This is a genomic window from Ensifer sp. GW101-20A05 (assembly GCF_059424735.1).
This window is the reverse complement of record NZ_JBWKZT010000004.1, coordinates 199,994-226,721: the sequence shown is the minus strand read 5'-3', so window position 1 is coordinate 226,721 and position 26,728 is coordinate 199,994. Positions and strand designations below refer to the sequence as shown.

22 protein-coding genes are annotated in these 26,728 nt (G+C 63.5%); 6 read left to right on the top strand and 16 right to left on the bottom strand.

The features are described 5' to 3' along the window. The first annotated feature begins 48 nt into the window (after positions 1 to 48). Positions 49 to 282, top strand: a complete 234-nt coding sequence (locus AC070A_RS12970) for a DUF2093 domain-containing protein (RefSeq protein ID WP_057250852.1) — start codon at positions 49 to 51, stop codon at positions 280 to 282. A gap of 34 nt (positions 283 to 316) precedes the next feature. Here AC070A_RS12970 and lpxK read toward each other — a convergent pair whose 3' ends face one another. From lpxK to AC070A_RS12940, 6 genes are all read right to left on the bottom strand, one after another. Continuing rightward, entirely contained in the window at positions 317 to 1,357 is a 1,041-nt protein-coding gene (lpxK, locus tag AC070A_RS12965) for a tetraacyldisaccharide 4'-kinase (protein WP_112994550.1), read from the bottom strand. 311 nt (positions 1,358 to 1,668) lie between these two features. Further along, a complete protein-coding gene (locus AC070A_RS12960) occupies positions 1,669 to 2,373 on the bottom strand; it encodes an HAD family hydrolase (RefSeq protein WP_112994551.1) in 705 nt (234 codons plus the stop codon). A 25-nt stretch (positions 2,374 to 2,398) separates the two neighbouring features. Beyond that, the gene (gene waaA, locus AC070A_RS12955; RefSeq protein WP_058320436.1) at positions 2,399 to 3,712 is read right to left on the bottom strand and encodes a lipid IV(A) 3-deoxy-D-manno-octulosonic acid transferase; all 1,314 of its coding nucleotides are present in this window, start codon (positions 3,710 to 3,712) and stop codon (positions 2,399 to 2,401) included. Positions 3,713 to 3,803: 91 nt separating this feature from the next. Next, a complete protein-coding gene (locus AC070A_RS12950) occupies positions 3,804 to 4,040 on the bottom strand; it encodes a DUF4170 domain-containing protein (RefSeq protein ID WP_057250859.1) in 237 nt (78 codons plus the stop codon). Positions 4,041 to 4,099: 59 nt separating this feature from the next. Further along, positions 4,100 to 4,915 carry a 3'(2'),5'-bisphosphate nucleotidase CysQ gene (locus tag AC070A_RS12945; protein ID WP_058320437.1) on the bottom strand — a complete coding sequence of 272 codons (816 nt, stop codon included), beginning with the start codon at positions 4,913 to 4,915 and terminating at the stop codon, positions 4,100 to 4,102. Between the two features lie 82 nt (positions 4,916 to 4,997). Beyond that, entirely contained in the window at positions 4,998 to 6,344 is a 1,347-nt protein-coding gene (locus AC070A_RS12940; RefSeq protein ID WP_058320535.1) for a TldD/PmbA family protein, read from the bottom strand. A 146-nt stretch (positions 6,345 to 6,490) separates the two neighbouring features. On the opposite strand from AC070A_RS12940, the gene AC070A_RS12935 reads away from it, so the two are divergent. Next, entirely contained in the window at positions 6,491 to 8,326 is a 1,836-nt protein-coding gene (locus AC070A_RS12935; protein WP_058325442.1) for a monovalent cation:proton antiporter-2 (CPA2) family protein, read from the top strand. A gap of 36 nt (positions 8,327 to 8,362) precedes the next feature. On the opposite strand, the gene AC070A_RS12930 is transcribed toward AC070A_RS12935, so the two are convergent. The 3 genes from AC070A_RS12930 to AC070A_RS12920 all read right to left on the bottom strand — a co-directional run bounded on the left by AC070A_RS12930 (position 8,363) and on the right by AC070A_RS12920 (position 12,132). Beyond that, positions 8,363 to 9,244 (bottom strand): patatin-like phospholipase family protein, encoded by an 882-nt coding sequence (locus tag AC070A_RS12930; RefSeq protein WP_057250862.1) that lies wholly within the window; start codon positions 9,242 to 9,244, stop codon positions 8,363 to 8,365. Positions 9,245 to 9,390: 146 nt separating this feature from the next. Next, the gene (rsmD, locus tag AC070A_RS12925; RefSeq protein WP_057250863.1) at positions 9,391 to 9,951 is read right to left on the bottom strand and encodes a 16S rRNA (guanine(966)-N(2))-methyltransferase RsmD; all 561 of its coding nucleotides are present in this window, start codon (positions 9,949 to 9,951) and stop codon (positions 9,391 to 9,393) included. Positions 9,952 to 9,957: 6 nt separating this feature from the next. Next, the gene (locus tag AC070A_RS12920; RefSeq protein ID WP_162727981.1) at positions 9,958 to 12,132 is read right to left on the bottom strand and encodes a pseudouridine synthase; all 2,175 of its coding nucleotides are present in this window, start codon (positions 12,130 to 12,132) and stop codon (positions 9,958 to 9,960) included. 73 nt (positions 12,133 to 12,205) lie between these two features. On the opposite strand from AC070A_RS12920, the gene AC070A_RS12915 reads away from it, so the two are divergent. Further along, positions 12,206 to 12,655 (top strand): nucleoside deaminase, encoded by a 450-nt coding sequence (locus AC070A_RS12915; protein WP_057250867.1) that lies wholly within the window; start codon positions 12,206 to 12,208, stop codon positions 12,653 to 12,655. Between the two features lie 52 nt (positions 12,656 to 12,707). Here AC070A_RS12915 and AC070A_RS12910 read toward each other — a convergent pair whose 3' ends face one another. The 5 genes from AC070A_RS12910 to AC070A_RS12890 form a co-directional block, all read right to left on the bottom strand. Further along, a complete protein-coding gene (locus tag AC070A_RS12910; protein WP_057250869.1) occupies positions 12,708 to 13,187 on the bottom strand; it encodes a GNAT family N-acetyltransferase in 480 nt (159 codons plus the stop codon). A gap of 14 nt (positions 13,188 to 13,201) precedes the next feature. After that, on the bottom strand, positions 13,202 to 13,822 hold the full coding sequence (locus tag AC070A_RS12905; protein WP_057250871.1) for a hypothetical protein: 621 nt from the start codon (positions 13,820 to 13,822) through the stop codon (positions 13,202 to 13,204). Between the two features lie 127 nt (positions 13,823 to 13,949). Beyond that, complete coding sequence (gene ileS, locus AC070A_RS12900) at positions 13,950 to 16,859, bottom strand: isoleucine--tRNA ligase (protein WP_110878128.1); 2,910 nt, start codon at positions 16,857 to 16,859, stop codon at positions 13,950 to 13,952. A 244-nt stretch (positions 16,860 to 17,103) separates the two neighbouring features. Continuing rightward, complete coding sequence (locus AC070A_RS12895) at positions 17,104 to 18,090, bottom strand: bifunctional riboflavin kinase/FAD synthetase (protein WP_058325440.1); 987 nt, start codon at positions 18,088 to 18,090, stop codon at positions 17,104 to 17,106. Between the two features lie 13 nt (positions 18,091 to 18,103). Beyond that, entirely contained in the window at positions 18,104 to 18,952 is an 849-nt protein-coding gene (locus AC070A_RS12890) for a TIGR01459 family HAD-type hydrolase (protein WP_057250874.1), read from the bottom strand. A gap of 434 nt (positions 18,953 to 19,386) precedes the next feature. Here AC070A_RS12890 and groES point away from each other — a divergent pair, with 434 nt between their 5' ends. The 3 genes from groES (at position 19,387) to AC070A_RS12875 (ending at position 22,363) form a co-directional block, all read left to right on the top strand. Continuing rightward, on the top strand, positions 19,387 to 19,683 hold the full coding sequence (gene groES / locus AC070A_RS12885; protein ID WP_004675403.1) for a co-chaperone GroES: 297 nt from the start codon (positions 19,387 to 19,389) through the stop codon (positions 19,681 to 19,683). Positions 19,684 to 19,745: 62 nt separating this feature from the next. After that, positions 19,746 to 21,386, top strand: a complete 1,641-nt coding sequence (gene groL / locus AC070A_RS12880) for a chaperonin GroEL (protein WP_057250876.1) — start codon at positions 19,746 to 19,748, stop codon at positions 21,384 to 21,386. 527 nt (positions 21,387 to 21,913) lie between these two features. After that, on the top strand, positions 21,914 to 22,363 hold the full coding sequence (locus tag AC070A_RS12875) for a hypothetical protein (protein ID WP_112994552.1): 450 nt from the start codon (positions 21,914 to 21,916) through the stop codon (positions 22,361 to 22,363). Between the two features lie 81 nt (positions 22,364 to 22,444). On the opposite strand, the gene AC070A_RS12870 is transcribed toward AC070A_RS12875, so the two are convergent. Both AC070A_RS12870 and AC070A_RS12865 read right to left on the bottom strand, forming a co-directional pair. Further along, entirely contained in the window at positions 22,445 to 25,243 is a 2,799-nt protein-coding gene (locus tag AC070A_RS12870) for a bifunctional diguanylate cyclase/phosphodiesterase (RefSeq protein WP_492384497.1), read from the bottom strand. A gap of 214 nt (positions 25,244 to 25,457) precedes the next feature. After that, entirely contained in the window at positions 25,458 to 26,681 is a 1,224-nt protein-coding gene (locus AC070A_RS12865) for an NAD(P)/FAD-dependent oxidoreductase (RefSeq protein ID WP_112994554.1), read from the bottom strand. Between the last annotated feature and the right edge of the window lie 47 nt (positions 26,682 to 26,728).

Here is a 26,728-nt window from a genome sequence, read left to right as displayed (position 1 = left end):
GCGAGCTAGACCAGAGAACAGACCACAGAGACGCAATAGGCAACGAACATGATGAACCGGTTTGAAGGAAGCGCGTCGCGCGAGGCGAAAATCCGTTATCTCGACGGCGACTTTCAGATCATTCTCGCCGGCTCGCATGTGATCTGCGCGATGACCGGCAAGACCATTCCCGTCGACGAGCTGCGCTACTGGAGCGTCGCCCGGCAGGAAGCCTATGTCGATGCGGAAGCCTCGCTCGAGGCGGAAAAGCGCGCCGGCGCGCTGCCGAACCAGCGCCGCTAAGGCTCAGCCCGGCTTCTCCCACACCGATAAGTGATTACTTGCTCGCGCCTTCGCGCAGCTTTCGCGCGCGCGCGGCAGCAAGTGCCGTCTCGATAATCTTCTTGGGCGCCATAGGGTCGTCGAAGCGCACGTCGATTTCGATCACGCGGCTGGCCGCGGCCAACTCGGCGGCGCGGCCATGGCCGGGCTCGAGCCGAACCATGTCCTTGGCGGTCGTGACAAGCGTGCAGCCCAAGGCCGCCGCTCGATTGAGCAGGTCGGCGATCTCGTCGTCGGAGAAATGGTGATGATCCGGAAAGCTGCGGGTTTCCTCGACGACAGCACCGGTCTCGCGCACCGTGCGGTAGAATTTCTCCGGATCGGCGATACCGGCCCAGGCAAGGACCTTGACGCCTTTCAGCGACCCGTCGTCGAGCCTCACCACATCGGCCTCGTAGATCTGCTTTCCGGCACGGGCTGCGCGGCGGATCAGGGCATCGGCCTCCGTGCCGCCGCCGATCTTCAGCAATGCCGTGGCGTGCCGAAGTTGATTGGGCAGCGGCGCCCGCACCGGGCCTGCCGGCACCAGATAGCCGTTGCCGATGCCGCGGCGCGAGTCGATGACCAAAAGCGCAAAGTCGAAGGCCAGACGCGCGCTCTGGAAGCCGTCGTCCATGATGATGATATCGACACCTTCCTTCGCCAGCCGGCGGGCGCCATCGACACGGCGGCGGCAGACGACGGTCAACGCCTCACGCGCCAGAAGCAGGGGCTCGTCGCCGACATCGCGCGCACGGTGATGCTCCGGATCGACGACGGTCGTCACGTCGAGCGAGCCGCCATAGCCGCGGCTCAGGAACCCGGGTTTCAACCCTTTCTGACGGATGACGCGGGCAAGCGCGATCGCGGTCGGCGTCTTGCCGGCGCCGCCGACGGTGAAGTTGCCGATGCAGATGACCGGAACCGGAACCGAGGCTCGATGGGCTCGGTCCATGCGCAGGCCGGCAATCCGGCCATATACCCATGAAAACGGCCACAACGCGCGCGCACGCCAATCCGCCTTTGTCCACCAGAATGGTGGCGCTTCCGATACCATCTTCGTTCCGTGCCCCAGCCGGTGTCGTCCATCCGCTCCGGGAGGACATATGTCGTTCTTGCCGCCGGAAGCCGGCGGATCGCCCAAAAAACGTCAGAATGTGAAAAAACGCAAGCTATGGATACGATTGCAGCGACCTGGGCCGGCGGCCGCGCGGCAGAATGGCCTGCCGACAGACAAGTGCTTCACGCTTTTCCCGGATTTGCGACTAGAGCGTCCCGCTTTCAAGCGGAATCACGTGAAAGCGGAAAGATGCTCTAGAAACAAAGTGCTAGAGCGTCCTTAGTGCGTTCATCTGAACACACGGCGCTCTAGAGGACAGCCTCAAGTTCGGTGATGTCGGCAAGGCAATGGTCCGAAGCCGCCGCGAGCGACTGGCGCGAACCGGTCCCGGTCAGCACCGCGACCGTCATGCCGACGCCGGCACTGCGGCCCATGTGCATGTCGTGATTGTTGTCGCCGACGACGACGACCTGTTGCGGCTCCAGGCCTGTTGCGGCACAAAAGCCGAGCACCATGCCAGGCTCCGGCTTGACGCCGTAGCCGCTGTCATAACCCGCTACATAATGCAGGTAACCATCGAAACCGAAGCGTTTGGCGGTCTCGCGGATCGATTTTTCGTTGTCGCTGGAGGCGACCCCAAGCCGATAGCCCTTGGCATGCAGACCGGCGAAGAATGTGCCAAGATCGGTGACCGGGACGGCATATTCCGCCGAGCGCGCGAACAGGCTGTCGAACAGGGTGGTGAGATCCGCCACGGTAAAGGGCGCGCCCGCCCCCACGAAACCGGTCGCGATCTCAACCGTGTTGCCCGCCGCAAGCAGGCTGTCAGGCAGTACATGGCCGGTGTCGGCGTCCATGCCGCCCGCTTTCAGCAATACGCGGGCCAATGCCTCATCACCCTTGGCCGCAAGCCGTGCCAGCTCATAGTTCACCGGCACCCAGCTCTTTGCGTAGTCGAGCAGGGTTCCGTCCTTGTCGAACAGGATGCCGGCTATGGCCTTGGGTGCGGTCATGATGAGGGATCGTCTCCTGTTTGTGTCAGCTTTCGGTCGGGGGATTGAGACGCGCCTTGACGATGAGCGGATTGATATAGGGCTCGAGCCCCTTCATCGTCGCCGACAGAGCGCCGCGCATCTCTTGCACGGTTTCGAGGCCGGCATCGATCATCGAGCGACGCATGTCGTCGTTGGCGAGCAGATAGTTGACGCCCTTCGCCAGCATCTCGACGTCGCGCACGATCTTGGCGCTGCCGTTCTTTGCAAGCGTCTGATAAGTCTCGCGAAAATTTTGCACATTGCCGCCGGACAGGATAGCGCAGCCGAGCATCGCCGGCTCCAGCGGGTTCTGGCCGCCTTCGGCAAAGAGCGAGCGGCCGACAAAGGCGACTTCGGTCAGGCGCAGATAGAGGCCCATTTCACCGATGGTGTCGCCGAGGAAGACATCGACATCCGGCGTCAGCGGATCACGCCGCGTGCGGCGCGCGACCTTCAGGCCCTTGGCCGTCAGCGCCGCCTCGATCGCATCACTGCGCTCGGGATGGCGCGGCACGATGATCGTCAGGAGGCCGGTCCGTTCCTTCAGCGCGCGGTGCACGACGCCGGCCGCGTTTTCCTCGCCGTCGAAGGTCGAGATCGCCGCCCAGGTCTTCCGCGTGCCGATCTGCTGCTCATACTCCTTCAGCGCCAGCGGATCATGCGGCGGCGCATCAGTGTCGACCTTCAGATTGCCGGAGACCATGACCGGCAGCGCGCCGAGCGTGCGGAAGCGCTCCGCATCGACGTCGGACTGTGCGATGACCAGCGCCAGGTTTTCAAAAAGCGCGTCGGCAAGCGCCGGCCGCCGCTTCCACCGGGCGAAGGTGCGATCGGACAGACGGCCGTTCACCAGAACCTGCGGAATATGGCGCCGGCCGAGCTCCAGGATGGTCATCGGCCAGATTTCGGACTCGGCGATGATCGCGAGATCCGGCTCCCAATAGTTCAGAAACCGGCTGACCGCCGGCTTGAAATCGAGCGGGACATACTGGTGGATGACGCCTGTTCCCAGGCGCTGGGCAACGACACGTGCCGAGGTCATCGTACCCGTCGTCAGCACGACATTGATGCCGCGCCTGCGGATTTCCTTGATCAATGGGATGACCGCATTGGTCTCGCCGACACTGGCGGCGTGAAACCAGACGAGCGGGCCTTGCGGCCGTGGTGCGCTCGCATGGCCGTAGCGCTCGCGACGGCGAGCCGGATCCTCCTTGCCCTTCGCCGCGCGAATGGCAAGGTAGGACCAAACCAGGGGATAGATGGCCGAGCCGATCCAGCGATAGCTGGAGAGCGCCAGGCGCGCGCGAAAGCTGCTCATGACGAGACACCTTCCCCAGCCGTCTCAGCGGCGAGAAACTTAGGGGCGACTGGCATGCGGGTTTGCGCCGCGCATCCCGACCTCATCGGCATCAGCCGTTTTCCGGGTCGAGCAGACGATGCATGTGGACGATGAAATAGCGCATGTGAGCGTTGTCGACGGTCATCTGCGCCTTGGATTTCCAGGCAACGAGAGCGCTATCGTAGTCCGGGTAGATGCCGACGATATCGAGCTTGTCCAGATCGCGGAAGTGGACGTCCGTCAGCGTGGTGAGTTCACCGCCAAAGACGAGGTGCAGACGTTGTTTCTTCTCGGATTCGTGAGCCATCGGAATTCCATTTTTCTTTTTGGGTATGGGCGTTGATTTGAGGCATTCGGCCCCAAAGGTCAATGGGGCTCCATCGACCGCGATGCGGCGATCAGGCCTGGCAAGAGCGGCTTTGCCGCTGCGCAGAGAACGCCGTGAACGACGCTGGAGCGATTGTAGGACAAGGGCTGCTCGTCGAGATCGACGAGCGCGCCACCGGCCCGGGCGAGAATGAGATCGGCCGCAGCCAGATCCCAATCATGGGAATTCTTCTTCACCAGCGTACCGTCGATCCGCCCGTCGGCAACCATGGCCAGCCGATAGGCAAGCGACGGAACATGCGGCACGCGCGTGACGGTGTTGCGATAGACGGCCGGAAGCTTGCCGACCGTATCTTCGGCGGCCGCCAGATGCAGCATTTCCCCGGCCTTTGCCTCTCGCACCGAGATCGCCGTGCCGTTCTTCAGCGCGCTACCGCCGGCGACCGCCTCGAAGAGTTCGTCAAGCGCCGGAGCATAGAGGACGCCGGCGACGGGCTGCCCCCGGTGGACGACGGCAACACTGACGCACCAGAGTTCCTTGCCGGCGATGAAGGCACGCGTGCCGTCGATCGGATCGACGACGAAGACCGTTTCGCGGGTCAGGCGGCTGGAGTCGTCGTCGGTCTCTTCCGACAGCCAGCCGTAGTGGGGCCGCGCCGCAAGCAGCCGCGTCTTCAGCACATCGTTTGCCGCCAGATCCGCTTCGCTGACCGGCGAGCGGCCCTCGTTCTTCCAGCGGACGTCGGGCGATTTGCGAAAATAACCGAGCGCCGTTTCCCCGGCGACGACCGCGGCGGCGCGGATCAACTCGAGATCCGGCTTCCAGTCCGCGCCCGATGGTGCTGTGTCAAACATTCAAAACCCCGTCAGCCCGCCTCTCCTATAGCACGAGAGCCGGATCGGCGCGGGTCCCCGCGCCGGTTTGTCTTCGGCCTGTTTAGAGACCAGCGAGCGTCATGCCCTCGATGGCAAGCGTCGGTGCGGCAACGCCGAACTTGCGATCGATGTCGTCTGCCGGCGTCAATGCCATGAACATGTCCTTGAGATTGGACGCGATCGTCACCTCGGAGACGGCAAAGGTGAGTTCGCCGTTCTCGATCCAGAAGCCGGAGGCGCCGCGGCTGTATTCGCCGGTCACCATGTTGACGCCCTGGCCGATCAGTTCGGTCACGTAGAAGCCGTTGCCGACACCGCGGATCAGATCCTCACGCGAGATCGAACCCGGCTCGAGCGCCAGATTGGTCGAGGCCGGGTTGACCGTCGGGCCGCCGCGCACACCGCGGCCGTTGGTCTCCAGACCGAGTTCGGCCGCTGCCGAGGTCGACAGGAACCAATGGTTCAGCACCCCGTCCTCGACCATCACGAGCTTTTCGCCACTGACACCTTCGCCGTCGAAGGGACGCGAAGAAGAGCCGCGCACGATCAGCGGGTCGTCGGTCACAGAAAGACCCGCCTTCATCACCTGCTTGCCCATCCGGTCACGCAGGAAGCTCGTCTTGCGGGCGACGGCCGCACCGTTGATCGCGCCCGCCAGATGGCCGACGAAGCCGCGCGCCATGCGCGGATCGAAGACGACGGTGACGTTCTTGGCCGTCGGCACCTGGCGCGGATTGAGGCGCGCGACCGCACGTTCGCCCGCAAGGCGGCCGATCTCCTCGGCCGGCCGGAGATCACCGACATAGAGGCGGCTGTCGAAATCGTAGTCGCGCTCCATCTTCGTGCCTTCGCCGGCAATCGCGCTGACGGAGCAACCGAAACGGGTCGCCATGTAGGAGCCGGAGAAACCGTGCGAGGTAACGAGAACCAGACCGCCCATGCCGGCCGAAGCGCCGGCACCGCTGGAGTTGGTGACGCCTGAGACCGCAAGTGCTGCCTCTTCGGCAGCCAATGCCGCTTCCGTCAACGAATCCGTGGAAACGGCGGTGGGGTCGAAGAGGTCGAGGTCGGGATAGGAGCTTGCCAGCCGGTCCGCATCGGCGAGCGAGGCAAAGGGATCCTCCGGCGAAGCCTTGGCCATGGCGACGGCGCGTTCGGCGAGCAGCTTCAGATCGAAGCCCGGATTGGCCGAAACGCTGGCGACGCGTCGCCCGACGAATACTCGGAGCGAGAAATCGTCGCTTTCGGAGGCTTCCGTCGCTTCGACCTTGCCGAGGCGCACAGAGACGGAACGGGAGCGCCCGCGCACCACCACCGCATCCGCCGCATCGGCGCCGGCCTTTCGGGCGAGGTCCACGAGTTCGGAGGCGCGTTTTTCGAGGTCGGCAGAATCGATCGTGTCTGACATGATGTAGCCTTTCATTCCTGCCCCATTTATTGTGCAGTGACGCAGGCATCAAGGGCATCGGCCTGATTCCCGCCCATACACCGCAAATGACCGCTCTCGAAAGCTCCCTCATCGGGGCCGGGTGCCCAATAGTGAAAGCCGCAGGCATGGCAACGACACCGATCATCTATTCTCAGGCGCTGATGCTGCTCGGCGGCGCAGTGGTCGCCGCACCAATCTTCAAGCGGCTCGGCCTCGGCACTATCCTCGGCTATCTCTGCGCCGGCGTGCTCATCGGTCCGGTCGCCCAAAGCATCACCGATGGCGAGCAGATCCTGCATGTCTCGGAGCTCGGCGTCGTGTTCCTGCTGTTCATCATCGGCCTCGAATTGAAACCGTCACGTCTCTGGCAGATGCGGCGCGATATCTTCGGCCTCGGCACGGCTCAGGTCGTGCTGACCGGCATCGTGCTCTCTTCCATGATCTATGCCCTCGGGCTCCTCGGCCAGGGCGGCAGCATCATCGCCGGCTTCGGCCTGGCGCTGTCGTCGACCGCCTTTGCCATGCAGATCCTCGACGAGGGCAACGACCGCAACACCCGCTACGGGCAGCGATCCTTCTCCATTCTCCTGCTGCAGGATCTCGCGATCGTGCCGCTGCTGGCGCTGATCCCGCTTATGGCGGCGCAAGCGCCTGAGGATACGACACCGCCGCTCGAGGATTTTGCGATCGCCACCACAGCGATCGTCGTGCTCTTCGCTGCCGGCCGCTACCTCGTTAACCCCCTGTTCCAGATCATCGGCCGCACGGGCGCCCGCGACGTCATGATCGCCGCCGCCCTGCTCGTCGTCATGGGCGCGGCGACCATGATGCAGCTTGCCGGACTCTCCATGGCGATGGGTGCCTTCCTCGCGGGTGTGCTCTTGGCGGAATCCTCCTATCGCCATGAACTCGAAGCGGATATCGAACCGTTCCGCGGTATCCTGCAGGCGCTGTTCTTCATGGCCGTCGGTCTGTCGCTGGAGCTTGGCGTCATCGTCGAGCGCTACCAGCTGATCATCATCGCCGTGCCGCTCTTGATGGCGCTGAAGAGCCTGGTGCTCTACTGGCTCTGCCGGCTCACCGGATCCCACCACAACGACGCGGTGCGCATCAGCCTGCTGCTGCCGCAGGGCGGCGAATTCGGCTTCGTGCTGTTCACCGCGGCGGCAACCGCTGGCGTCTTCTCGGATGGCGACGCCTCGTTGCTGGTTGCGATCGTGACACTGTCGATGGCGCTGACGCCGCTTGCCTCCATGCTGGCCGCAAAGCTGATGCGCGAACAGGACGAGATGGACGAGGAGATCGAGGAAGATTTCGACGGCGCCAATGCCGACGTGCTGATGATCGGCTTCTCCCGCTTCGGCCAGATCGCGGCGCAAATCCTGCTCGCCGGCGGCCGCGACGTGACGATCATCGACCATTCGGCCGCGCGCGTGCGCCAGGCCGCGACCTTCGGCTTCCGCATCTATTTCGGCGACGGCAATCGTCTCGACGTGCTGCGCGCCGCCGGCATCGAACGGGCCAAGATCGTCGCCGTCTGCACCCAGAAGAAGGAAACGACCGACCACATCATCGACCTCGTGCAGTCCGAATATCCAAATGCACGCATCTACGCCCGCTCCTACGACCGCCTGCATACGCTGGAACTGCGCGCCAAAGGCGTCGACTACGAATTGCGCGAGACTTTCGAGTCCGGCCTGCTCTTCGGCCGCAAGACACTGGAGGCTTTGGGGGTCGGCGACGACGAGGCAATCGCCATCATGGACGACATCCGCAAGCGCGACGAGGCCCGGCTCGTGCTGCAGGAGGCCGAAGGCATCACAGCCGGTCGCGACATGCTGCATTCGCGTCCCGTCAGGCCGGAGCCGCTGGTCAAGCCGAAGCGCGAGGTCGATCACTCCCAGGAGACTGGCGAACGGATCCTGCCGGGGCTTCCTGCGGACGAGCGCGAAAGCGCGTAGTCTCGCTCAGGCGAACCGGCCCTCAGTCGTCGGCGCTCACTTGAGCGTCGGCGCCCGCATCCGCTCGTCGAGCGCCCGTTTCAGCTGGTCCTTGATGGCGACGGTTCCGTTCAGCACGTCCTGGGCCCGCAGAAAATCCATCACCCGGTAGCGGCCGACATCTGGGCGCAGCAGGATATCCGGTGCACCTTCCTTGAGCTTCATCGCGATGATCGACTGCATCATCAACTGGCTCGCACCGAACAGGCTGTCGATGCGGCTCGGGATCGTCTTGCCGTCGCCGTCAGGACCACCGACGACATCGACGGCGATGACGATGTCCGCCAGGCCGCGCAGATGATCGAAGGGGATAGGGTTGTAGATGCCGCCGTCGATCATCACGCGCCCGCCGATCTTCACCGGGATGAAGATCGCAGGCAGGGCAGCGGAGGCAGCCAGCGCCTGCCACAGGTCACCCTTTTCGCAGATATGTTCTGTCTGGCCGTAATAGTCGGTAGCGACCACCTTGAGCGGGATGCCGAGATCCGAGAACTTCGGCGGAATGGCCTCGGGCAGAAAAGCCCTGAGAACGCGCTCGACATTGAATTGCCCGAAGCGAAAACCGTTCGCCATGGCTTCGGAAAGGCTCGACGGCCGCAATTGCCAGAGCCGATTGAGGACCTCGCGGCGATGGCCGATGGTCGAGAGCGTGTGGCCCCTGATCTCTTCGCCGCGCATGCCGGCCGCCATGCCGGCACCCATGATTGCGCCTATCGAAGAGCCGGCGATCGCCACCGGGCGAATGCCGAGCTCGTCCAGGGCCTCGATGACGTGAATATGCGCAAGCCCGCGCGCGCCGCCGCCGCCAAGCGCCAGGGCCACCGTCGGTTGGCTCGTCACCTGCGTCGGCGCCTTCGTCATCGAAAGATCCTGCTTCATCGGCATGTCCTCCGCTTCTGCATGATTCCCTAAAGCGGAATCATTTTAAGGACAAATTATGCAGAAGGTCGCCGTAAGGCGCGGGATAAGGAAACGTGTATGGTCGGCGTCAGCCTATCTTCGCAAAGAAATCGAAAATATGACGGTCAGGCACCGCGGAAGCGGTAGAAATGCATGCGTGTATCGCCGAAGGCTCTGACATCGAGCCGCTCGAACACGGCCGTCGGCGCGGGCTGAACGTCCGCCCGCTCTTCGAGGATCACCAGTGCATCGGGGACGAGCCAATTGCCGGCGGCGGCAGATTCCAGCGCCTTCTCGCCGAGACCCTTCGCGTAGGGCGGATCGGCGAAAACCAGATGAAACGGCTCCATCGTGCCGACGCCGCCGAGGCTGGTGGCGTCACGGCGGAAGACCTTGGCTCGGCCCTGGAGGCCGAGCGTTTCGATGTTCGTCTGCAGAAGTCCCCTGCCCTCGACGCCCTGCTCGACGAAGAGTGCCTGCCGGCACCCGCGTGAGAGAGCCTCGAAGCCAACGGCGCCGGTGCCCGCAAAAAGGTCGAGCACACGGGTGCCGTCGAGCGCCTCCGGATAGGAATGGCTCAGGATGTTGAACAGGCTTTCGCGCGTCCGGTCCGTGGTCGGACGGATATCGTTGGACTTGGGGGTCGCAAGGCTGCGCCCCCGAAACTCTCCACCGACGATACGCACCGCCGCTTAGTTTCCTCTGCCGCGCGGCTTGCCGCCGCCGGCCGGGCGTCCGCCACCACCGGAGCGTCCAGCGCCGCCGGGGCGCCCACCGCCGGGTTTGCCGCCGCCAGGTTTGCCGCCGCGCGGGCCGCCAGTGCGTTCGCCAAAGGACTTTCCACCGGACGGCTTGCCCCCGAAGGACTTGCCGCGGGGTTTATCGCCGAACGGACGGTCCCCGCCTTCACGGCGCGGCGGACGATCGCCCTCGGCGCGTGGGGCTCTTGGCTTGTCGGAATAGCTGCGCGGTCCACCTTCGGCGCGGGCAGGCCGATCACCGAACGGTCGGTCTCCACCTTCGCGGCGTGGCGGACGATCGCCCTCGGCACGCGGGGTCCTCGGCTTGTCGGAATAGCTGCGTGGACCACCCTCGGAGCGGGCAGGTCGATCACCACGCGGGCGGTCGCCACCTTCGCGGCGGGCAGGCCGGTCGCCATCGGCGCGCGGGAACCGCGGCTTGTCGGAGAAGCTGCGCGGCCCGCCTTCAGAACGAGCAGGACGGTCGCCGCCTTCACGGCGCGCAGGACGGTCACCGTGATCGCGCGACCTGCGGTCTCCCGCGTCGCCCGCCTTGCGCCGACCGAAGCCGCCATCCCGGCCCTCGTCCTTGCCGCGACGGGCAGGCTCGCTGGCGCTGATCCATTCGCCCTCTTCGTCGCGACGCTTGACCGGCGCGGCCGCAGCGGGACGATCGAAGTCCCTGTGCGAGCCGCCCTTGCGGTCCGGGTCGAACTTGCCGGATGTCTTCGTCGCAAAGCCATCCTTGCTGCGACCGTAGCGCTTGGTCTTCGGCGCGCCTTCCGGACGCTCGCGACGGGCGGGCTTCTCCGTGGCGTCGCCTTCAGCGGATTTCGGCTTCTTTTCGGCCAGCGGACGGGCGCCCGGCGCCATCCAGACATTGGCGGTGCGGGCGCGCTGCGCCGGCGCGCGCTTCGGCCGGTCCTCAAACTTGGCGTCACGGTCGTCGCGGGAGCCGCCCTTGCCACGAGGACCGTCCTTGCGGCCGCCGTCACGGCGATCGTCGCGACGCGTGTCGAGCCGGGCCAGAGCACGCTCGCGCTTGTCCTCCGGCTTTTCCCAGCGGTTGGCACGTTCAGGCCGGCGCGTATCGGCGGTATCATCCTCCGGCGCGTCGCCGGCTACGGTCGCTGCCTGATCGTTGTAAAGCGGTGCGTCGAAGTTTGCCTTGGCATCCTCGATCAGGCGCGGCCCGAGCTGATCGCGGAGCGTCCGGCCACGGATTTCCTGGACATGTCCCTCCGGCAGTTCGCCGAGCTGGAAGGGTCCATAGGAAATGCGGATGAGGCGGTTGACGTCGAGACCGAGCGCGCCGAGCACGTTCTTGATCTCGCGGTTCTTGCCTTCGCGCAGCCCCATGGTGATCCAGACGTTCGAGCCCTGCACCCGGTCCAGCGTCGCCTCGATCGCGCCATAGAGCACGCCGTCGACGGCGATGCCGTCCTTCAGCCGGTCGAGCGCTTCCTGATCGATCTCGCCGTGGGCGCGAACGCGGTAGCGGCGCAGCCAGCCGGTCGACGGTAGTTCGAGCACACGGGCAAGACCACCATCGTTGGTCAAAAGCAGCAGGCCCTCGGTGTTGATGTCGAGGCGGCCGATCGACAGAACGCGCGGCAGTTCGTCGGGCAGGTTTTCGAATACGGTTGGGCGGCCTTCCGGATCGGCATTGGTGGTCACTAGGCCGGCCGGCTTGTGGTAGAGCCAGAGGCGCGTGCGCTCGATGCCGCGGATCGGCTGACCATCGACCTCGATCGCATCGGCAAGCGTCGCGTTGACGACCGGCGTATCGAGAATGACGCCGTTGAGCTTGATGCGGCCTTCCATGATCATGCGCTCGACGTCGCGGCGCGAGGCGACGCCGGCGCGCGCCAGGATCTTGGAGATGCGCTGCGGTTCGTCGACACCCGGAGCAGCCGCGTTCGGGCGCTCCCTGGCCGGACGCGAAGCGCCGGTCTTTGGTCCGAAGGACTTGGGGCCGTCAGCCTTAGGTCCGGAGGTCTTGGCGCCAAATGTCTTCGGGCCTGCAACCTTTTTCGGTGCTCCAGCCTTCTTGTCGGCGAAATGCGGTTTCTTGTCCCGGCCGGCGGACTTGCCGCCAGGCCGTGTGGGCTTGTCTTTGGATGTCATTTGTGTTGCCTGCCTTTTGCGGCTGTCCTATCAGGTCGCGGCCCGTGGGTTAAGAGAAATTATTGTTTGAGCGATGGCTGAGACGACACACTTCATGGATGTGGCCCTTGAGGAGGCCAGGAAGGCGGCAGAACGCGGCGAAGTGCCGATCGGCGCCGTGGTCGTTTTCGATGGCCAGATCGTCTCCCGCGCCGGCAATCGCACCCGTGAACTCAACGACGTGACTGCACATGCGGAGATTGTCGCCATCCGCGAGGCTGCTGCCGTCCTCAAGGACGAAAGGCTGACGGGCGCCGATCTCTACGTCACCCTCGAACCCTGCACCATGTGCGCCGCGGCGATTTCGTTCGCCCGCATCCGCCGCCTCTACTACGGCGCGGACGATCCGAAGGGCGGCGCGGTCGACAGCGGCGTGCGCTTCTTCGGTTCTCCCACCTGCCATCACGTGCCGGACGTTTATTCGGGCCTCGCCGAGCGCGAGGCTGCCGACCTTCTCAGGAATTTCTTCGCCGGCAAGCGGTGAAACCAATCCCGACTCTGAACGCGAGCCCGTTTCAGATTTTCTTGAGGTCGCCTCAGTCGGCCGCGAAGCTTTCGAGGGCCGCGCCGGAGAGACGGTAGCGCGTCCATTCGGACATCGGCTCGGCACCGACCGCCTCGTAGACCCGTATCGCCGGCTCGTTCCAGTCGAGCACGCTCCATTCGAAGCGGCCGCAGCCTTCCTTGACGGCAATTTTCGCCAGATGCTTCAGCAGCATCTTGCCAGCGCCGGAGCCACGGCAATCCGGCGTAACGTAAAGGTCCTCAAGGTAGAGACCCTTGCGTGCCTGCCAGGTCGAATAGTTGTAGAACCACATGGCGAAGCCTGCGGGCTTGCCGTCCTTCTCGCAGATCACGGCGCGGGTAATGGAACCCGGACCAAAGAGCGAGGCCTGCAACATCTCGACCGTCGCCTCGACTGCGTCGGGCTCCTTCTCGTAGATGGCAAGTTCGGTGATGAAGCGCAGAATGGTCTGCGCGTCTTCCGGGCGAGCGTCGCGAATGCTGATCGTCATGGCTTATGCGCTGCTTAGAAAGGCCAGTACCACTTGGAGCCGGAATTCTTGATCTGCGCCTCCTTCTTGCGGCGGCGCTCCTTGTCCTTCTCCGGCTCGCCGAGTTCGGTCTCGGTACCCTCCGGCAGGCGGCGGTAATCAAGCGGCGGATCGCTGAGGAAGCGTCGCTTGTCGGAATAGGCGCCCATCTCGATCTTACGGCCTGCGCGATAAGCTTCCTGCTGCTCCTTGGCCGAGAGCCGGCGGCCGTTGGCGCTAGCCTTGGCAAGCGGGGAAACGTAGTTCGGGTTGTTCTTGTTCGCGTCGGCCTCTTCGCGCAGACGGTTGCGAACCTCTTCCGGAGACTCGACCCATTCCGGGTTAGCCTCACGGCTGGCAAGCGACTTCTGCGGCTCGACGAGAGCAGTCTGCTGCGCCGACGGCGGCAGAACGAGGCCGGGGCGCGGCTGATACTTGACCGGATCACGCTTCGGCGGGCCGAAGCTGGCGACGCTGCCGAGGTCGTCCATGAGCTGTTCGCCGGCGGTCTTGTCCGTGCCATAGGTCGGGCCGCCGATGCAGCCCGAAAGCACCAGGCCGCTCGTCAAAATGGCGGCCACGCTGGCAAACACTCGCAACTCTCGCGTCATTTCCATGAGATTCCTTCCAGCCGGCCACCGGTCAGCGCGGCCACTCAAGCGCCCATGGCGGAGAAATCCGCCAAATTTCGGGCAGGTTTTACCGGATGAACGCAACGAGTGCAATTCATCCGGTAACAATGCGTTAAGCCTTGAAACCAAGTTCGCGCAAGGCAGCGGCGTCACGGGCCGACACGTCGGGGTAGATCGGGTCGGAACCGACATCGGTCGTGATCCGCCAGGAGCGGGCGCATTTCTGGCCTTCGGCAAGCTTCGGCACGACGCTCACCTTGGCCACGTCGGCAAGGCGGAACGCATCCGCAGGGCCTTCCGCGGCTTCGATCACGATGCCCGACGTGATGCAGATCTCGGCGAAGTCCTGGCCTTCCAGCGCCTTCAAGAGTTCCGGATCGGCGACGTAGACGACCGGAGCCGCTTCCAGCGACGAGCCGATGCGCTTGTCCTTGCGCTCGATCTCGAGCGCACCGGTGACAACGGTGCGGACCGTACGGATCTTGTCCCACTTGGCTTCGAGCGCATCGTTCTTCCATTCCGCCGGGATCGCCGGGAACTGTTCGAGATGCACCGAAACCGCATCGGGCTTCCGCGACAGCCAGGCTTCTTCCGAGGTGAACGGCAGCATCGGCGCCAGCCACAGGACGAGGCAATCGAAGAGCTTGCGGATGACGGCGAGTGCCGAACGGCGGCGCAGGCTCGACGGCGCATCGCAGTAGAGCGCGTCCTTGCGCACGTCGAAATAGAAAGCCGAGAGCTCGACGTTCGAGAAATCGATCAACGCACGGGCGATCTTCTTGAAGTCGAAGGCATCGTAGCCTTCGCGCACAAGCTGATCGAGTTCCGCCAGCCGATGCAGCATCAGCTTTTCGAGTTCCGGCATGTCGGCATAGGCGATCTCTTCACCCTTGTCGTGGGCAAGCGTGCCGAGCATCCAGCGGACCGTGTTGCGCAGCTTGCGATAGGCGTCGATGTTGGTCTGGATGATCGTCTTGCCGAGACGCTGATCCTCCCAATAGTCCGTCGTCATCACCCACAGGCGCAGGATATCGGCGCCGGCATCCTTCATCACCTCCTGCGGCGTGACGGTGTTGCCCTTGGACTTCGACATCTTCTCGCCCTTCTCATCCATGGTGAAGCCATGGGTGACAACGGCGTTGTAGGGCGCGCGGCCGCGCGTCGCGCAGGCCTCGAGCAGCGAGGAATGGAACCAGCCGCGATGCTGGTCCGAACCTTCGAGATAGACGTCGGCCGGCCACTTCAGGTCCGGACGGTCTTCGAGCGTGAAGGTGTGGGTCGAACCGGAATCGAACCACACGTCGAGGATGTCCATCACCTGGTGCCACTTTTCGTGGTCGTGGTCGTTGCCGAGGAAGCGATCCTTGGCACCTTCGGCAAACCAGGCATCGGCGCCCTCCTGCTCGAACGCGTCGAGGATGCGGGCGTTGACGGCCTCGTCGATCAGGATCTCGCCCTGGTCGTCGGCAAAGATCGCGATCGGCACGCCCCAGGCGCGCTGACGCGAGAGCACCCAGTCCGGGCGTCCCTCGATCATCGCGCGCAGGCGGTTCTGGCCGGCGCCGGGAACGAAGCGGGTGTCGTCGATGGCCGAAAGCGCACGCGAACGCAGCGTTGTGCCGTCGCCGAACGCCTTGTCCATATAGACGAACCATTGCGGCGTGTTGCGGAAGATGACCGGCTTCTTGGAACGCCAGGAATGCGGATAGGAGTGTTTCAGGCGGCCGCGGGCAAAGAGCGCATGACGGGCGATCAGCGCCTTGATGACGCGATCGTTGGCGTCGCCCTTCTTGCCCTTGTCGTCGATGACGCGGCCGGCGCCACCTTCGGCATCGGGACCGAAGCCATGGGCGTCGGCAGTGAAGTAGCCGGCATCGTCGACCGTGAACGGGATCGCCGAGGAGATACCGCGGGCTTCGAGCGCGCGGGCACTGTCCATCCAGGCATCAAAGTCCTCGCGGCCGTGACCGGGGGCGGTGTGCACGAAGCCGGTGCCGGCATCGTCGGTGACATGATCGCCATCGAGCAGCGGCACCTTGAAAGCGTAACCGCCACCGAGACCATGCAGCGGATGGGCGCAGGTGACGGCAGAAAGCTCGTTGGCCTCAAGGTCGCGAACGAAATTGAAGGTGAGCTTGGCCTTGGCTGCGGATTCGTCGGCCAGGCGCTTGGCGAAGATCAACTTCTCGCCCGGCTGCGGGCCGAAGTCGTTCTCGGCGGTCGCCACTTCATAGAGGCCATAGGCATAACGCGACGAGAAGGCGATGGCGCGGTTGCCCGGGATGGTCCAGGGCGTTGTCGTCCAGATCACGACGAAGGCGCCGGAAAGCGCGTCCGGACCTTCGGTGACCGGGAACTTCACCCAGATCATGTCGCTCTCGACATCGGCATATTCGACTTCGGCTTCGGCAAGCGCGGTGCGCTCGACGACCGACCACATGACCGGCTTGGAGCCGCGGTAGAGCTGGCCGAGCTTGGCGATCTTCATCAATTCGCCGGCGATGCGGGCTTCCGCATGGAAGTTCATCGTCGTGTAGGGATTGTCGAAGTCGCCCTCGATGCCGAGGCGCTTGAACTCCTCGGCCTGGACCTGGATCCAGCCGGAGGCGAAATCACGGCATTCCTTGCGGAATTCGTTGACAGGGACCTCGTCCTTGTTCTGGCCCTTCTCGCGGTACTTCTCCTCGATCTTCCACTCGATCGGCAGACCGTGGCAGTCCCAGCCGGGCACATAGTTGGCGTCAAAGCCGCGCATCTGGAACGAGCGGTTGATGACGTCCTTGAGGATCTTGTTCAGCGCGTGGCCGATGTGGATGTTGCCGTTGGCATAGGGCGGGCCGTCATGCAGCACGAACTTGTCGCGGCCGGCGGCCGATGCGCGCAGCTTCTTGTAGAGGCCCATCTGCTGCCAGCGGGCCACCGTTTCCGGCTCCTTCTGCGGCAGGCCGGCGCGCATCGGGAATTCCGTCTGCGGCAGATAGAGGGTCGAGGAGTAGTCGATCTTTTCAGCGGTGTCGGTCATGGTCTTTGCAATCGCTTCTTCGCGCGAGGGGCCGCGCATACGAAATGGGCTCGGTATCGAGAGATGACTGGGGCGTCGGAAACGCCGAAATCCCGGACCTTCCGGCTGACTAAAGCGCGCGGAAGGCCGGGCCAATAATTCGCTGATCGATGATCAATCGACGGTGCCGGGTCATGGTGGCCGGTTGTTTAAGGCGTTTTCGGGCTTTTGAAAAGGTCCGCCGCCACAGCAACGCCGAAATCTTTTATCGGGCGAAGTTGAGCTTGCGGTCGATGTCGCCGAGCGGCTGCACACCGGAGAGCAACGCCCGCGCCTCTGCCTCGTCCTGGCGGATCTGCGCCACCAGCGGATCGAGCCCGTCGAATTTCAGCTCGTCGCGCAGGTGGCCGAAGAAGGTGACCGCACAGATCTCGCCGTAGAGATTGCCCGAAAAGTCGAAGACGAAGGTTTCGAGCAAGGGCTCACCGTCGCTATCGACTGTCGGGCGGCGCCCGAAGCTCGCGACGCCGTCGTAGAGCGAGCCGTCGGCCCGGCGGAAACGCACGGCGTATATGCCAGGCCTCAGTTCCACCTCGGGCGCAAGCCGCATATTGGCGGTGGGAAAGCCGAGTTCGCGGCCGAGCTTCTTGCCGCCGATCACTTCCGCCTCGACCAGATAGCGATAGCCGAGCATGCCGGCAGCTTGCGAGACATCACCTTCGCCAAGCAGCGAGCGCACGTAACTGGACGAGATGACCGATGCGTTTTCGTCGCGGAAGGCATCGACGAGCGTCACGCCAAATCCGTTATCGCCGCCGGCCGCCATCAGGAAGGCGGGGCCGCCCTCGCGCCCCTTGCCGAAGTGAAAATCGAAACCGGTGACGACATGCGAGGCGTGCAGCCATTCGAGCAGGATACGGTGGATAAAATCCGATGCGGAAAGCTGCGAGAAGGTGCGGTCGAACGGATACTCGATGACGGCGCCGAAACCCATGCCTTCGAGAATGCGCGCCTTCAGCGGTGCCGGCGTCAGTCGGAAGACCGGGGTTTCCGGACGGAACACGGTTCTCGGATGCGGCTCGAAGGTCAGCACGAGCGCCGGCACACCGCGCGCATTGGCCTCCTCCAGCGCCCGATTGAGCACCGACTGGTGACCACGGTGCACGCCGTCGAAGTTACCGATCGCGACGACGCCGCCGCGCAGATGCTGCGGAAGCGGATCACGGGTCTCGTTGCGATGAAAAACCGTCATCTCCGTCTTCCCGTCAGGCGAGCCGCGGCATCCAATATTTCGGCGACGCGCCTTCCTTCTTCAGGAAGGCGGCGAGCTTCGCCTCGTCGGTGCGGCTTTCGTTCATGTATTCCTGGGCGTGGATACCGGCACTGATATAGAGCAGATCGAAGCCGGCATCCTGGGCACCCTTGACGTCCGTCGGCATGCCGTCGCCAACGGCGATGACACGCGACAGGTCAAGCGCGCCGCGAACGGCCTTCGCCTCGGTCAGCGCCGCACGGTAGATGGCGATATAGGGCTTGCCGGCAATGCGCGCCTCGCCACCGAGCTCTTCATAGAGCTTGGCGATTGCGCCGGCACAGGGGATCAGCCTGTGGCCGCGCTCGACCACCAGATCCGGATTGGCACAGATGAACGGGATCTTGCGCTTGGCAAGCCCCGTCAGTGTCGCGCGGTAATGCTCCGGCGTTTCGGTTTCGTCGTCATAGAAGCCGGCACAAACGACCGTCTCAGCATCTTCCGACGAAACGATCTGCGTTCCCAGGCCTTCGAGCAGCGGCAGGTCGCGCTCGGCACCGATGAAGAAGATCTTTTTGGCGGCGGCGGCGATCAGCGCGCGGGTCACATCGCCCGAGGTCACGATCCGGTCGTAGGCTTCGTCCGGCACGCCGAGACCGCGGATCTGGATCTTCACACCCGGATGCGGACGCGGCGAGTTGGTGATCAGCACCACAGTCAGGCCGGCGGCACGCGCCTCGGCCAACGCCTCGCAAGCGGAGGCAAAGGCCTGCACGCCGTTATGAAGAACGCCCCAGACATCGCACAGCACCACGTCGTAGCGCGCAGCGATTTCCCGAAAACTGTTGATCCTTGCGGCCATTCTGGCTTCCTGCAAACACGGTTTCCGGCTTGCATGGCAAGGAAGGCAGGAGATTACAAGTCTCGGCGCCCGAAAAAGGCGCCCCCTCCCAAGGATTCCGGCGGTGTCGGGCGTCAAAGAAAAGTGCATTGCCGATGCCGCCCGCTTCGCCAAAGCACTTTGTAGCGGTTATCAACCGTCAAAATCCCGCCAATGCCATTCGTCGACGCGATCGCCTACATTTCGCCAAGAATGGGGCTAGGCTGCCTACGCCCTCGCCTGCTGCGCTCGCCCAAGGCTACTGCCGCCGGCAAAAAATCTAGGCGCCGATCCTTGACTCACCCCATACCCAGGCTTATCTCGGCATCGCTAGCACTCGATAAATGAGAGTGCTAACACCCATCCATCGGGTCGATCAGCGATCCGTAATGTCATTTGATCGAGGGATTAGACTAATGGCAAGCACCAACTTCCGCCCGCTGCACGACCGCGTCGTCGTTCGCCGCGTCGAGTCTGAAGAGAAGACCAAGGGCGGTATCATCATTCCGGACACCGCCAAGGAAAAGCCGCAGGAAGGCGAAATCGTCGCCGTCGGTTCGGGCGCCCGTGACGAAAGCGGCAAGGTTGTTGCTCTCGACGTCAAGGCTGGCGACCGCGTTCTGTTCGGCAAGTGGTCGGGCACCGAAGTCAAGATCAACGGCGAAGACCTTCTGATCATGAAGGAAGCCGACATCATGGGCATCATCGGCTGATCAGCCGTCGTCCACCCCTTTTTATGACAACCAATGGGCAATGAGCCCGGGAGTTTTCTCTAATGGCTGCAAAAGAAATCAAGTTCGGCCGCACCGCGCGCGAAAAGATGCTGCGTGGCGTCGACATCCTCGCTGACGCGGTAAAGGTCACGCTCGGCCCGAAGGGTCGTAACGTCATCATCGACAAGTCCTTCGGCGCTCCGCGCATCACCAAGGACGGCGTATCGGTTGCCAAGGAAATCGAACTCGAAGACAAGTTCGAAAACATGGGCGCCCAGATGGTCCGCGAAGTTGCTTCGAAGACCAACGACATCGCTGGCGACGGCACCACGACTGCAACCGTTCTTGCCCAGGCGATCGTTCGCGAAGGCGCCAAGGCTGTTGCAGCCGGCATGAACCCGATGGACCTGAAGCGTGGTATCGACCTCGCTGTCACCGAAGTCGTCAAGGATCTCCAGGCCAAGGCCAAGAAGATCAACACTTCGGAAGAAGTCGCACAGGTCGGCACGATCTCGGCAAACGGCGAGCGTCAGATCGGCCTCGACATTGCTGAAGCGATGCAGAAGGTCGGCAACGAAGGCGTCATCACGGTTGAAGAAGCCAAGACCGCCGAAACCGAACTCGAAGTCGTCGAAGGCATGCAGTTCGACCGCGGCTACCTCAGCCCCTACTTCGTCACCAACCCGGAAAAGATGGTCGCTGACCTCGACGACGTCTTCGTTCTCCTCCACGAGAAGAAGCTCTCGAACCTCCAGGCCATGCTCCCGGTTCTCGAAGCCGTCGTTCAGACCGGCAAGCCGCTCCTGATCATCGCTGAAGACGTCGAAGGCGAAGCTCTTGCAACGCTCGTCGTCAACAAGCTGCGTGGCGGCCTGAAGATCGCTGCCGTCAAGGCTCCGGGCTTCGGCGATCGCCGCAAGGCCATGCTCGAAGACATCGCCATCCTGACGGGCGGCACCGTGATCTCCGAAGACCTCGGCATCAAGCTCGAAAACGTCACGCTCGACATGCTCGGCCGTGCGAAGAAGGTTTCGATCTCCAAGGAAAACACGACGATCGTCGACGGCGCCGGCCAGAAGGCCGACATCGAAGGCCGCGTTGCCCAGATCAAGGCCCAGATCGAAGAAACCACCTCCGACTACGACCGCGAAAAGCTGCAGGAACGTCTTGCCAAGCTCGCTGGCGGCGTTGCCGTGATCCGCGTTGGCGGCTCGACGGAAGTCGAAGTGAAGGAAAAGAAGGACCGCATCGACGACGCTCTCAACGCGACGCGCGCTGCTGTTCAGGAAGGCATCGTACCGGGCGGCGGCGTTGCCCTGCTGCGTTCTTCCGTCAAGATCACCGTCAAGGGTGCCAACGACGACCAGGAAGCCGGCATCAACATCGTTCGTCGCGCTCTGCAGGCTCCGGCCCGCCAGATCGCAGAGAACGCTGGTGACGAAGCTTCGATCGTTGTCGGCAAGATCCTCGACAAGGACCAGGACAACTTCGGCTACAACGCCCAGACCGGCGAATATGGCGACATGATCGCCATGGGCATCATCGACCCGGTCAAGGTCGTTCGCACCGCCCTTCAGGACGCAGCCTCGGTTGCCGGCCTCCTCGTCACGACGGAAGCCATGATCGCCGAACTGCCGAAGAAGGATGCACCTGCTGGCATGCCGGGCGGCATGGGCGGCATGGGCGGCATGGACATGATGTGATAAGGCGATAGCCTTTTCGCATTAGCGATCCATCCGGATCGGAAGGGCGGCCCTCGGGTCGCCCTTTCTCGTTTTTTATCAATGCCGTTCGCGGCTGGGCGAGCCCCCGCCAATCTCTCCGCAGAAAAATCCCGCCGGTTGTAGTCCGGCTTCAAAAAACCGTTGAAGTCGAAAAAAAACGAACTATAACAGCGCCCCAAGTGGGCGGAGATTCATGGGAGATCGGGTAGCGAACTCAAGCGGGCGAACAATCGCCAAAGCTTTTTCGCACTAACCGAACATCCGAGACCTCTTCGAGAATATCACGAAAAGCATATAAGTATTTAATCGCAAATTGAGCCGACCTCCCCGACGAAATTACTTCGAAGGCGAGCTTCATTACTATCTCGCGACCTTTCGAGTTGAACAAACGCCGCAGGAGGTGGCGTGTACTCTTGCATTGGTTCATGGTTGGGCGGAATTTGCACAATAGGACGTGTTTCCTGGGGCGTCGAAGACGATGTCCAGGAATGCTGCTGGGGTAGACCGTGTTCAAGATCACGAGAGCAAATTCCGTTCCCCTCGGCACTCCGGGACAGCCGCACCTCGACCTGCCACATCACGAGTTCCTGCAACAGTTCTGTGCGGCGGAAGGCTGGTCGGGCGACTTGTCCACGGGGCTGTTCCGGCTTGGCGAGAAAGCTGCCGCCATCCATGGCCTGCGCGACGGCGAATGCGGCCTGCTCAACTTCGTGCGCTGCTACGACCCAGCCGACCGCAACCACGTGCTCGAGCTTTTCGAGCAGGCGGCGACAAGCTGCTCATCCTTCTGTTTTTCGACGACGATCGCACTCGAAGAGCACGGCCAGAAACAGCCGCTGTTCTGCATCGGCGAATCCTCAGGCCTCGAACAGCGCTATTCCGGCACGATAACGGGTGTCTTCTTCTTCCCGCGCTTCCTGGTGGAAGGCGCCGGCCGGACGTTGCTGCGGCAATAGCGCAAGCCTGACCCGGCCGACAGTTCGCGCAGACAAGGCGCTCGCCATGGACGCGACCCTCGCGATGATGACGTCCGCCGATCAGGCGGCGGCCGCCTCTTCGTCGCCGCTGAAGAGGAGCGTTATCGGGGCCGGCCGGCCGAGCAGATAGCCCTGTGCCTCGTCGCAGCCTTCCGCCTGCAGGATATCGAGCTGCGTCTGCGTCTCGACGCCCTCGGCAAGGACCGGCACCGACAGGCTCTGTCCGAGCGCCAGGATGGCGCGGACGATCGCCTTGGCCTGCGGGCTGCCCTCCACTTCCCACATGAAGCTCTTGTCGAGCTTGATCTTGTCGAAGGGGAAGGAGCGGAGCGTTTCAAGCGACGAGTACCCGGTGCCGAAATCGTCGATCGCGATCGTTACGCCGAGTTCCTTGATCTGACGCAGGGTCAGCAGCGCGCGCTCCTTGTCGTCGATGATCGTCGACTCCGTGATCTCAAGCTCCAACCGGTTCGGATTGAGCCCGGTCTCGGCAAGCACGTCCTGCACCAGGCTGACGATATCGCCATTGGCGAGCTGGACCGGCGACAGGTTGACGGCGATCTTGTGGTTGCTCTCCCAGCCAGCCGCCTCGCGGCAGGCTTCGCGCAGCACCCATTCGCCGATCGGCAGGATTGCACCGCACTCTTCGGCGAGTGGAATGAATTCGCTGGGCGGCACCATGCCGCGTTCGGGATGATGCCAGCGCAGGAGCACCTCGTAGCCGATGACGACGCCGGTCATCACCGACTTCTGCACCTGGTAGTGCAGAGCAAGCTGCTTCTTGTCGACGGAATCCCAGAGATCGTTGGCAAGTGCACGCCGCTGGCGGGCAGCCTCGCCCATCGAAACCTCGTAGAAGCAGACGGTCTGGTTGAGCGCAGCCTTCGCCCTGTACATCGCGAGATCGGCATTGTTGATCAGCGTATCGGCCGTTTCCGCATCCTGCGGGTAGATGGCGACGCCCATGCTGCCGCCGGACTTCAGCTCGAAATCGCCGAAGCGCATTTCCTCGTGCAGGCTCTTCTCGATCCGCCGCAGGAAGTCGTTGAGTTCGGCCAGTTCCTCGAAGCGTTTCACCGCAGCGAACTCGTCGCCGCCGAGGCGCGCCACGAACTCGCCTTCCTGCAACAGGCCCTTCACGCGCTGGGCAATCGTCACCAGTACGAAATCGCCGGCGGCATGACCGTGCAGGTCGTTGACTTCCTTGAATTTGTTGAGGTCGATGCCGATGACGGCAACCTTGCGGTTGAACCAGGCGGCCGCATCCAGTTCCTCTTCGAGGTAGCTGCTGAACTGCAACCGGTTCGGCAGGCCCGTCAGGCTGTCGTGACGCGCAAGGAAGGTGATCTGTTCCTCGGTATCCAGGCGCTCGGTAATGTCTTCATAGGTGCTGACCCAGCCACCATCGGGCAGCGTGCGGTGCTTGGTCAGGATCGAGCGGCCGTTGGCGAGCTTCTCGACGATATCGCCACCGCCCTTGCCGACCATTTCGATCCGGTGTTTCTGATAGAGTTCCTCGGCCTTGGCTCGCGCAATTTCGGGCTCGGCGTAAATGCGGGCGAAGACGATCTCGACGATCTCGCGGAAGGTCAGGCCTTTGCCGGCAAGCGTCTCGGAGAAGCCGAAGATCTCGCGGCAGCGTCGGTTCGACAGGAGCAGCCGGTCATCGCTATCGAACAGGCAGATACCCTGCGACATGTTCTCGAGCGCGACATCGAGGTTGTTGCTGACCTCGGCGATGCGATCGGCATCGGCCTTCGCCTTGGTGGTGTCCTTGACGATCTTGATGAAGCCGGCGTGCTTGCCCTCCTCGTCCAGGAACGGATCGATCACCACATGCGCCCAGAAGCGAGAGCCGTCCTTGCGATAGCGCCAACCCTCGTTCTCAAACTTGCCCTCGACCATGGCAACCTCAAGCGCGCGGCGCGGCAGGCCATCGCGCTGATCGTCGTCCGAATAGAAGCAGGCGAAATTCTTGCCGATGATTTCCTCGGCGGCATAACCCTTGTTGGCCTCGGCGCCGGCATTCCAGCTCGCCACGCGGCCATCGACGTCGAGCATGTAGATCGCGTAGTCCTTCACGCTGCGGACGAAGCGCGTGAACTCCCGTTCGGTTGCGGCGGCGGAGAGCTCGGCATGATGGGCAAAGCCGGCGGCAACCAGCACCAGGGACAGAAGGAAGAAGGCGGTTCCGGCAATGACGAAGGCGAGCAGATGCGGCTGGATCATGCCTTCATAGGTTGGGGTGATGAGACCGACTTCGATCGTCACAGCGCCCATGGCGGTGAAGTGCAGTGCGACGATGCCGAGCGTCATCAGGAGCGTCGCGATGATCTTCGCCTTCAGCGGCTTGCCCATACGGGCAATCGTGCCGAGTGCGCCGATATCGAACAGCGAGCCGAGCACGATCGACGCGACAACGAGCGTGGCGTCCCAGCGCAGGTTGCCGGGAACATCGAGGGCCGCCATGCCGAGGAAATGCATGCAGGCAACGCCGGCGCCGAGCACCAGGCCGCCGGCAATCCAGGCCAGCCGATCCTGCACGCAGGTCGCGATCAGCAGCGCTGTCGTGGTCAGCACGATCGCAACGGCCAACGACAGGGCCGTCAGATCCATCTGGTAGCCAAGGACGACCCCGGGGTCGTAGGCAAGCATGGCGATGAAGTGGGTGGCCCAGATGCCGAAGCCGCTGGCAATGCCTGCAGCCACCGCCCAGATCGTCCGCGCCTTGCCGGAAGATCCACGCGCGCGCTGCAACAGCGCCACCGCGCCGTAGCTGGACAGGAAGCATATGAGCGCCGCCAACGCGACCAGCTTCGGATTATGCTCCACCACGAGGCATGTAAGAACCTTGAACATCGCAATCGCCTAAATCAACAACCGCCGGGAAACGAGACCTTTCGCCTCCAGTTAAGCGGCCTGTGTTGACGTCAGGTGATTTAAGGAAATGATAAATCGTCGCTCCGGCCCACAGTTGCGTGGCCAAACAGTCGTTTCGTCGTTAACGAAAATTGAAATCGGACCGCCTGCAAGTTGCAGCAGGTGGAAAGCGCGGCTAGGCGTGGTCTGCCGCTCAGGGCTGGGATAGCAGCGCCTTGAGGTCCGATTGCGGATCGGCAATGACGGCCCGGTCGGGATTGATGCCGGTTTCAAGCAGCTTCTTGCCCGTCACATAGGCCTTGGCGTCATTGATCGCATCGACCGCCACGAAGCGTCCCTGCCTAAAGTACCAGACGGACACACTGCCCTCGCGCTGACCGGGCCTGACGATGGTTTCGTCATGACCGAGTCCAAAGCCGGCGATCTGCAGCTTGACGTCGTACTGGTCGGACCAGAACCAGGGTTTGGGTTCGTAGGGGTGTTCGCTACCGGCGAGGATTGCCGCAACGGCCTCGGCCTGCTCGACGGCGTTCTGTACCGATTCCAGCCGGATGCGCAGGTCCTCCCAGGGAAGCACGGCACAATCGCCCATAGCGAAAATCGCCGGGTCGGCAGTCCGTCCGAAGGCATCGACGACGATGCCGCCGGCGGTTTCGAGGCCGGCATCATGCGCCAGGCGGTCATTGGCGGTGACACCGATCCCGACAATGACGACGTCGACCGGCAATCTCGACCCATCGGAAAGTTCCGCTGCGGTCACCCGGCCGCTTTCGCCGATGAGACGATTGAGGCCGGTCCCCTCGCGGATATCGACGCCGCGGGCGTGGTGAATATCGCGCACCAGGCCGGATGTCGCCGACGAGGCAACGCGCTGCAGGATGCGGTCGGCCATCTCGATGACCGTGACCTCGAGCCCGCAGGTCCGGGCGACCGCCGCCGCTTCAAGGCCGATGTAACCGCCGCCGACGACCAGGGCGCGACGGCCGGGCTTCATTTCCTCGGCAAGGCGATCCGCATCCCGGAAGTCGCGCACGACGAACACGCCCTCGAGATCCCCGCCGACGGAAGCCGGCAACCGGCGCGGCGTAGCGCCGGTCGCAAAGGCGAGCACCTCGTATTCGAGCGAGGTCCCGTCGCTGAGCGTCACGCGCTTGCCCGCACGGTCAAGGCCGGTCACGGTCGTCTCGAGCCGTATGTCGACATTGTGCTCGCCGTACCAGGCCTCCGGCCGATAGAGCAGCCGGTCGAGGCTCATCTCGCGCAACAGGTATTTCTTGGAAAGCGGTGGGCGTTGATAGGGCAGGCTCGCTTCGGAGGCGACGATGGTGATCGGCCGCTCGTCCTTGAGGGCACGCAGCTTGGCAACCAGGGCAAAGGCGGCCTGACCGCCACCGACAACTACAAGCCTTCCCGACACGCTTCTCACCTGCTTCTTATTCGTCTGTACAGCAAGGCCTAGCCTTG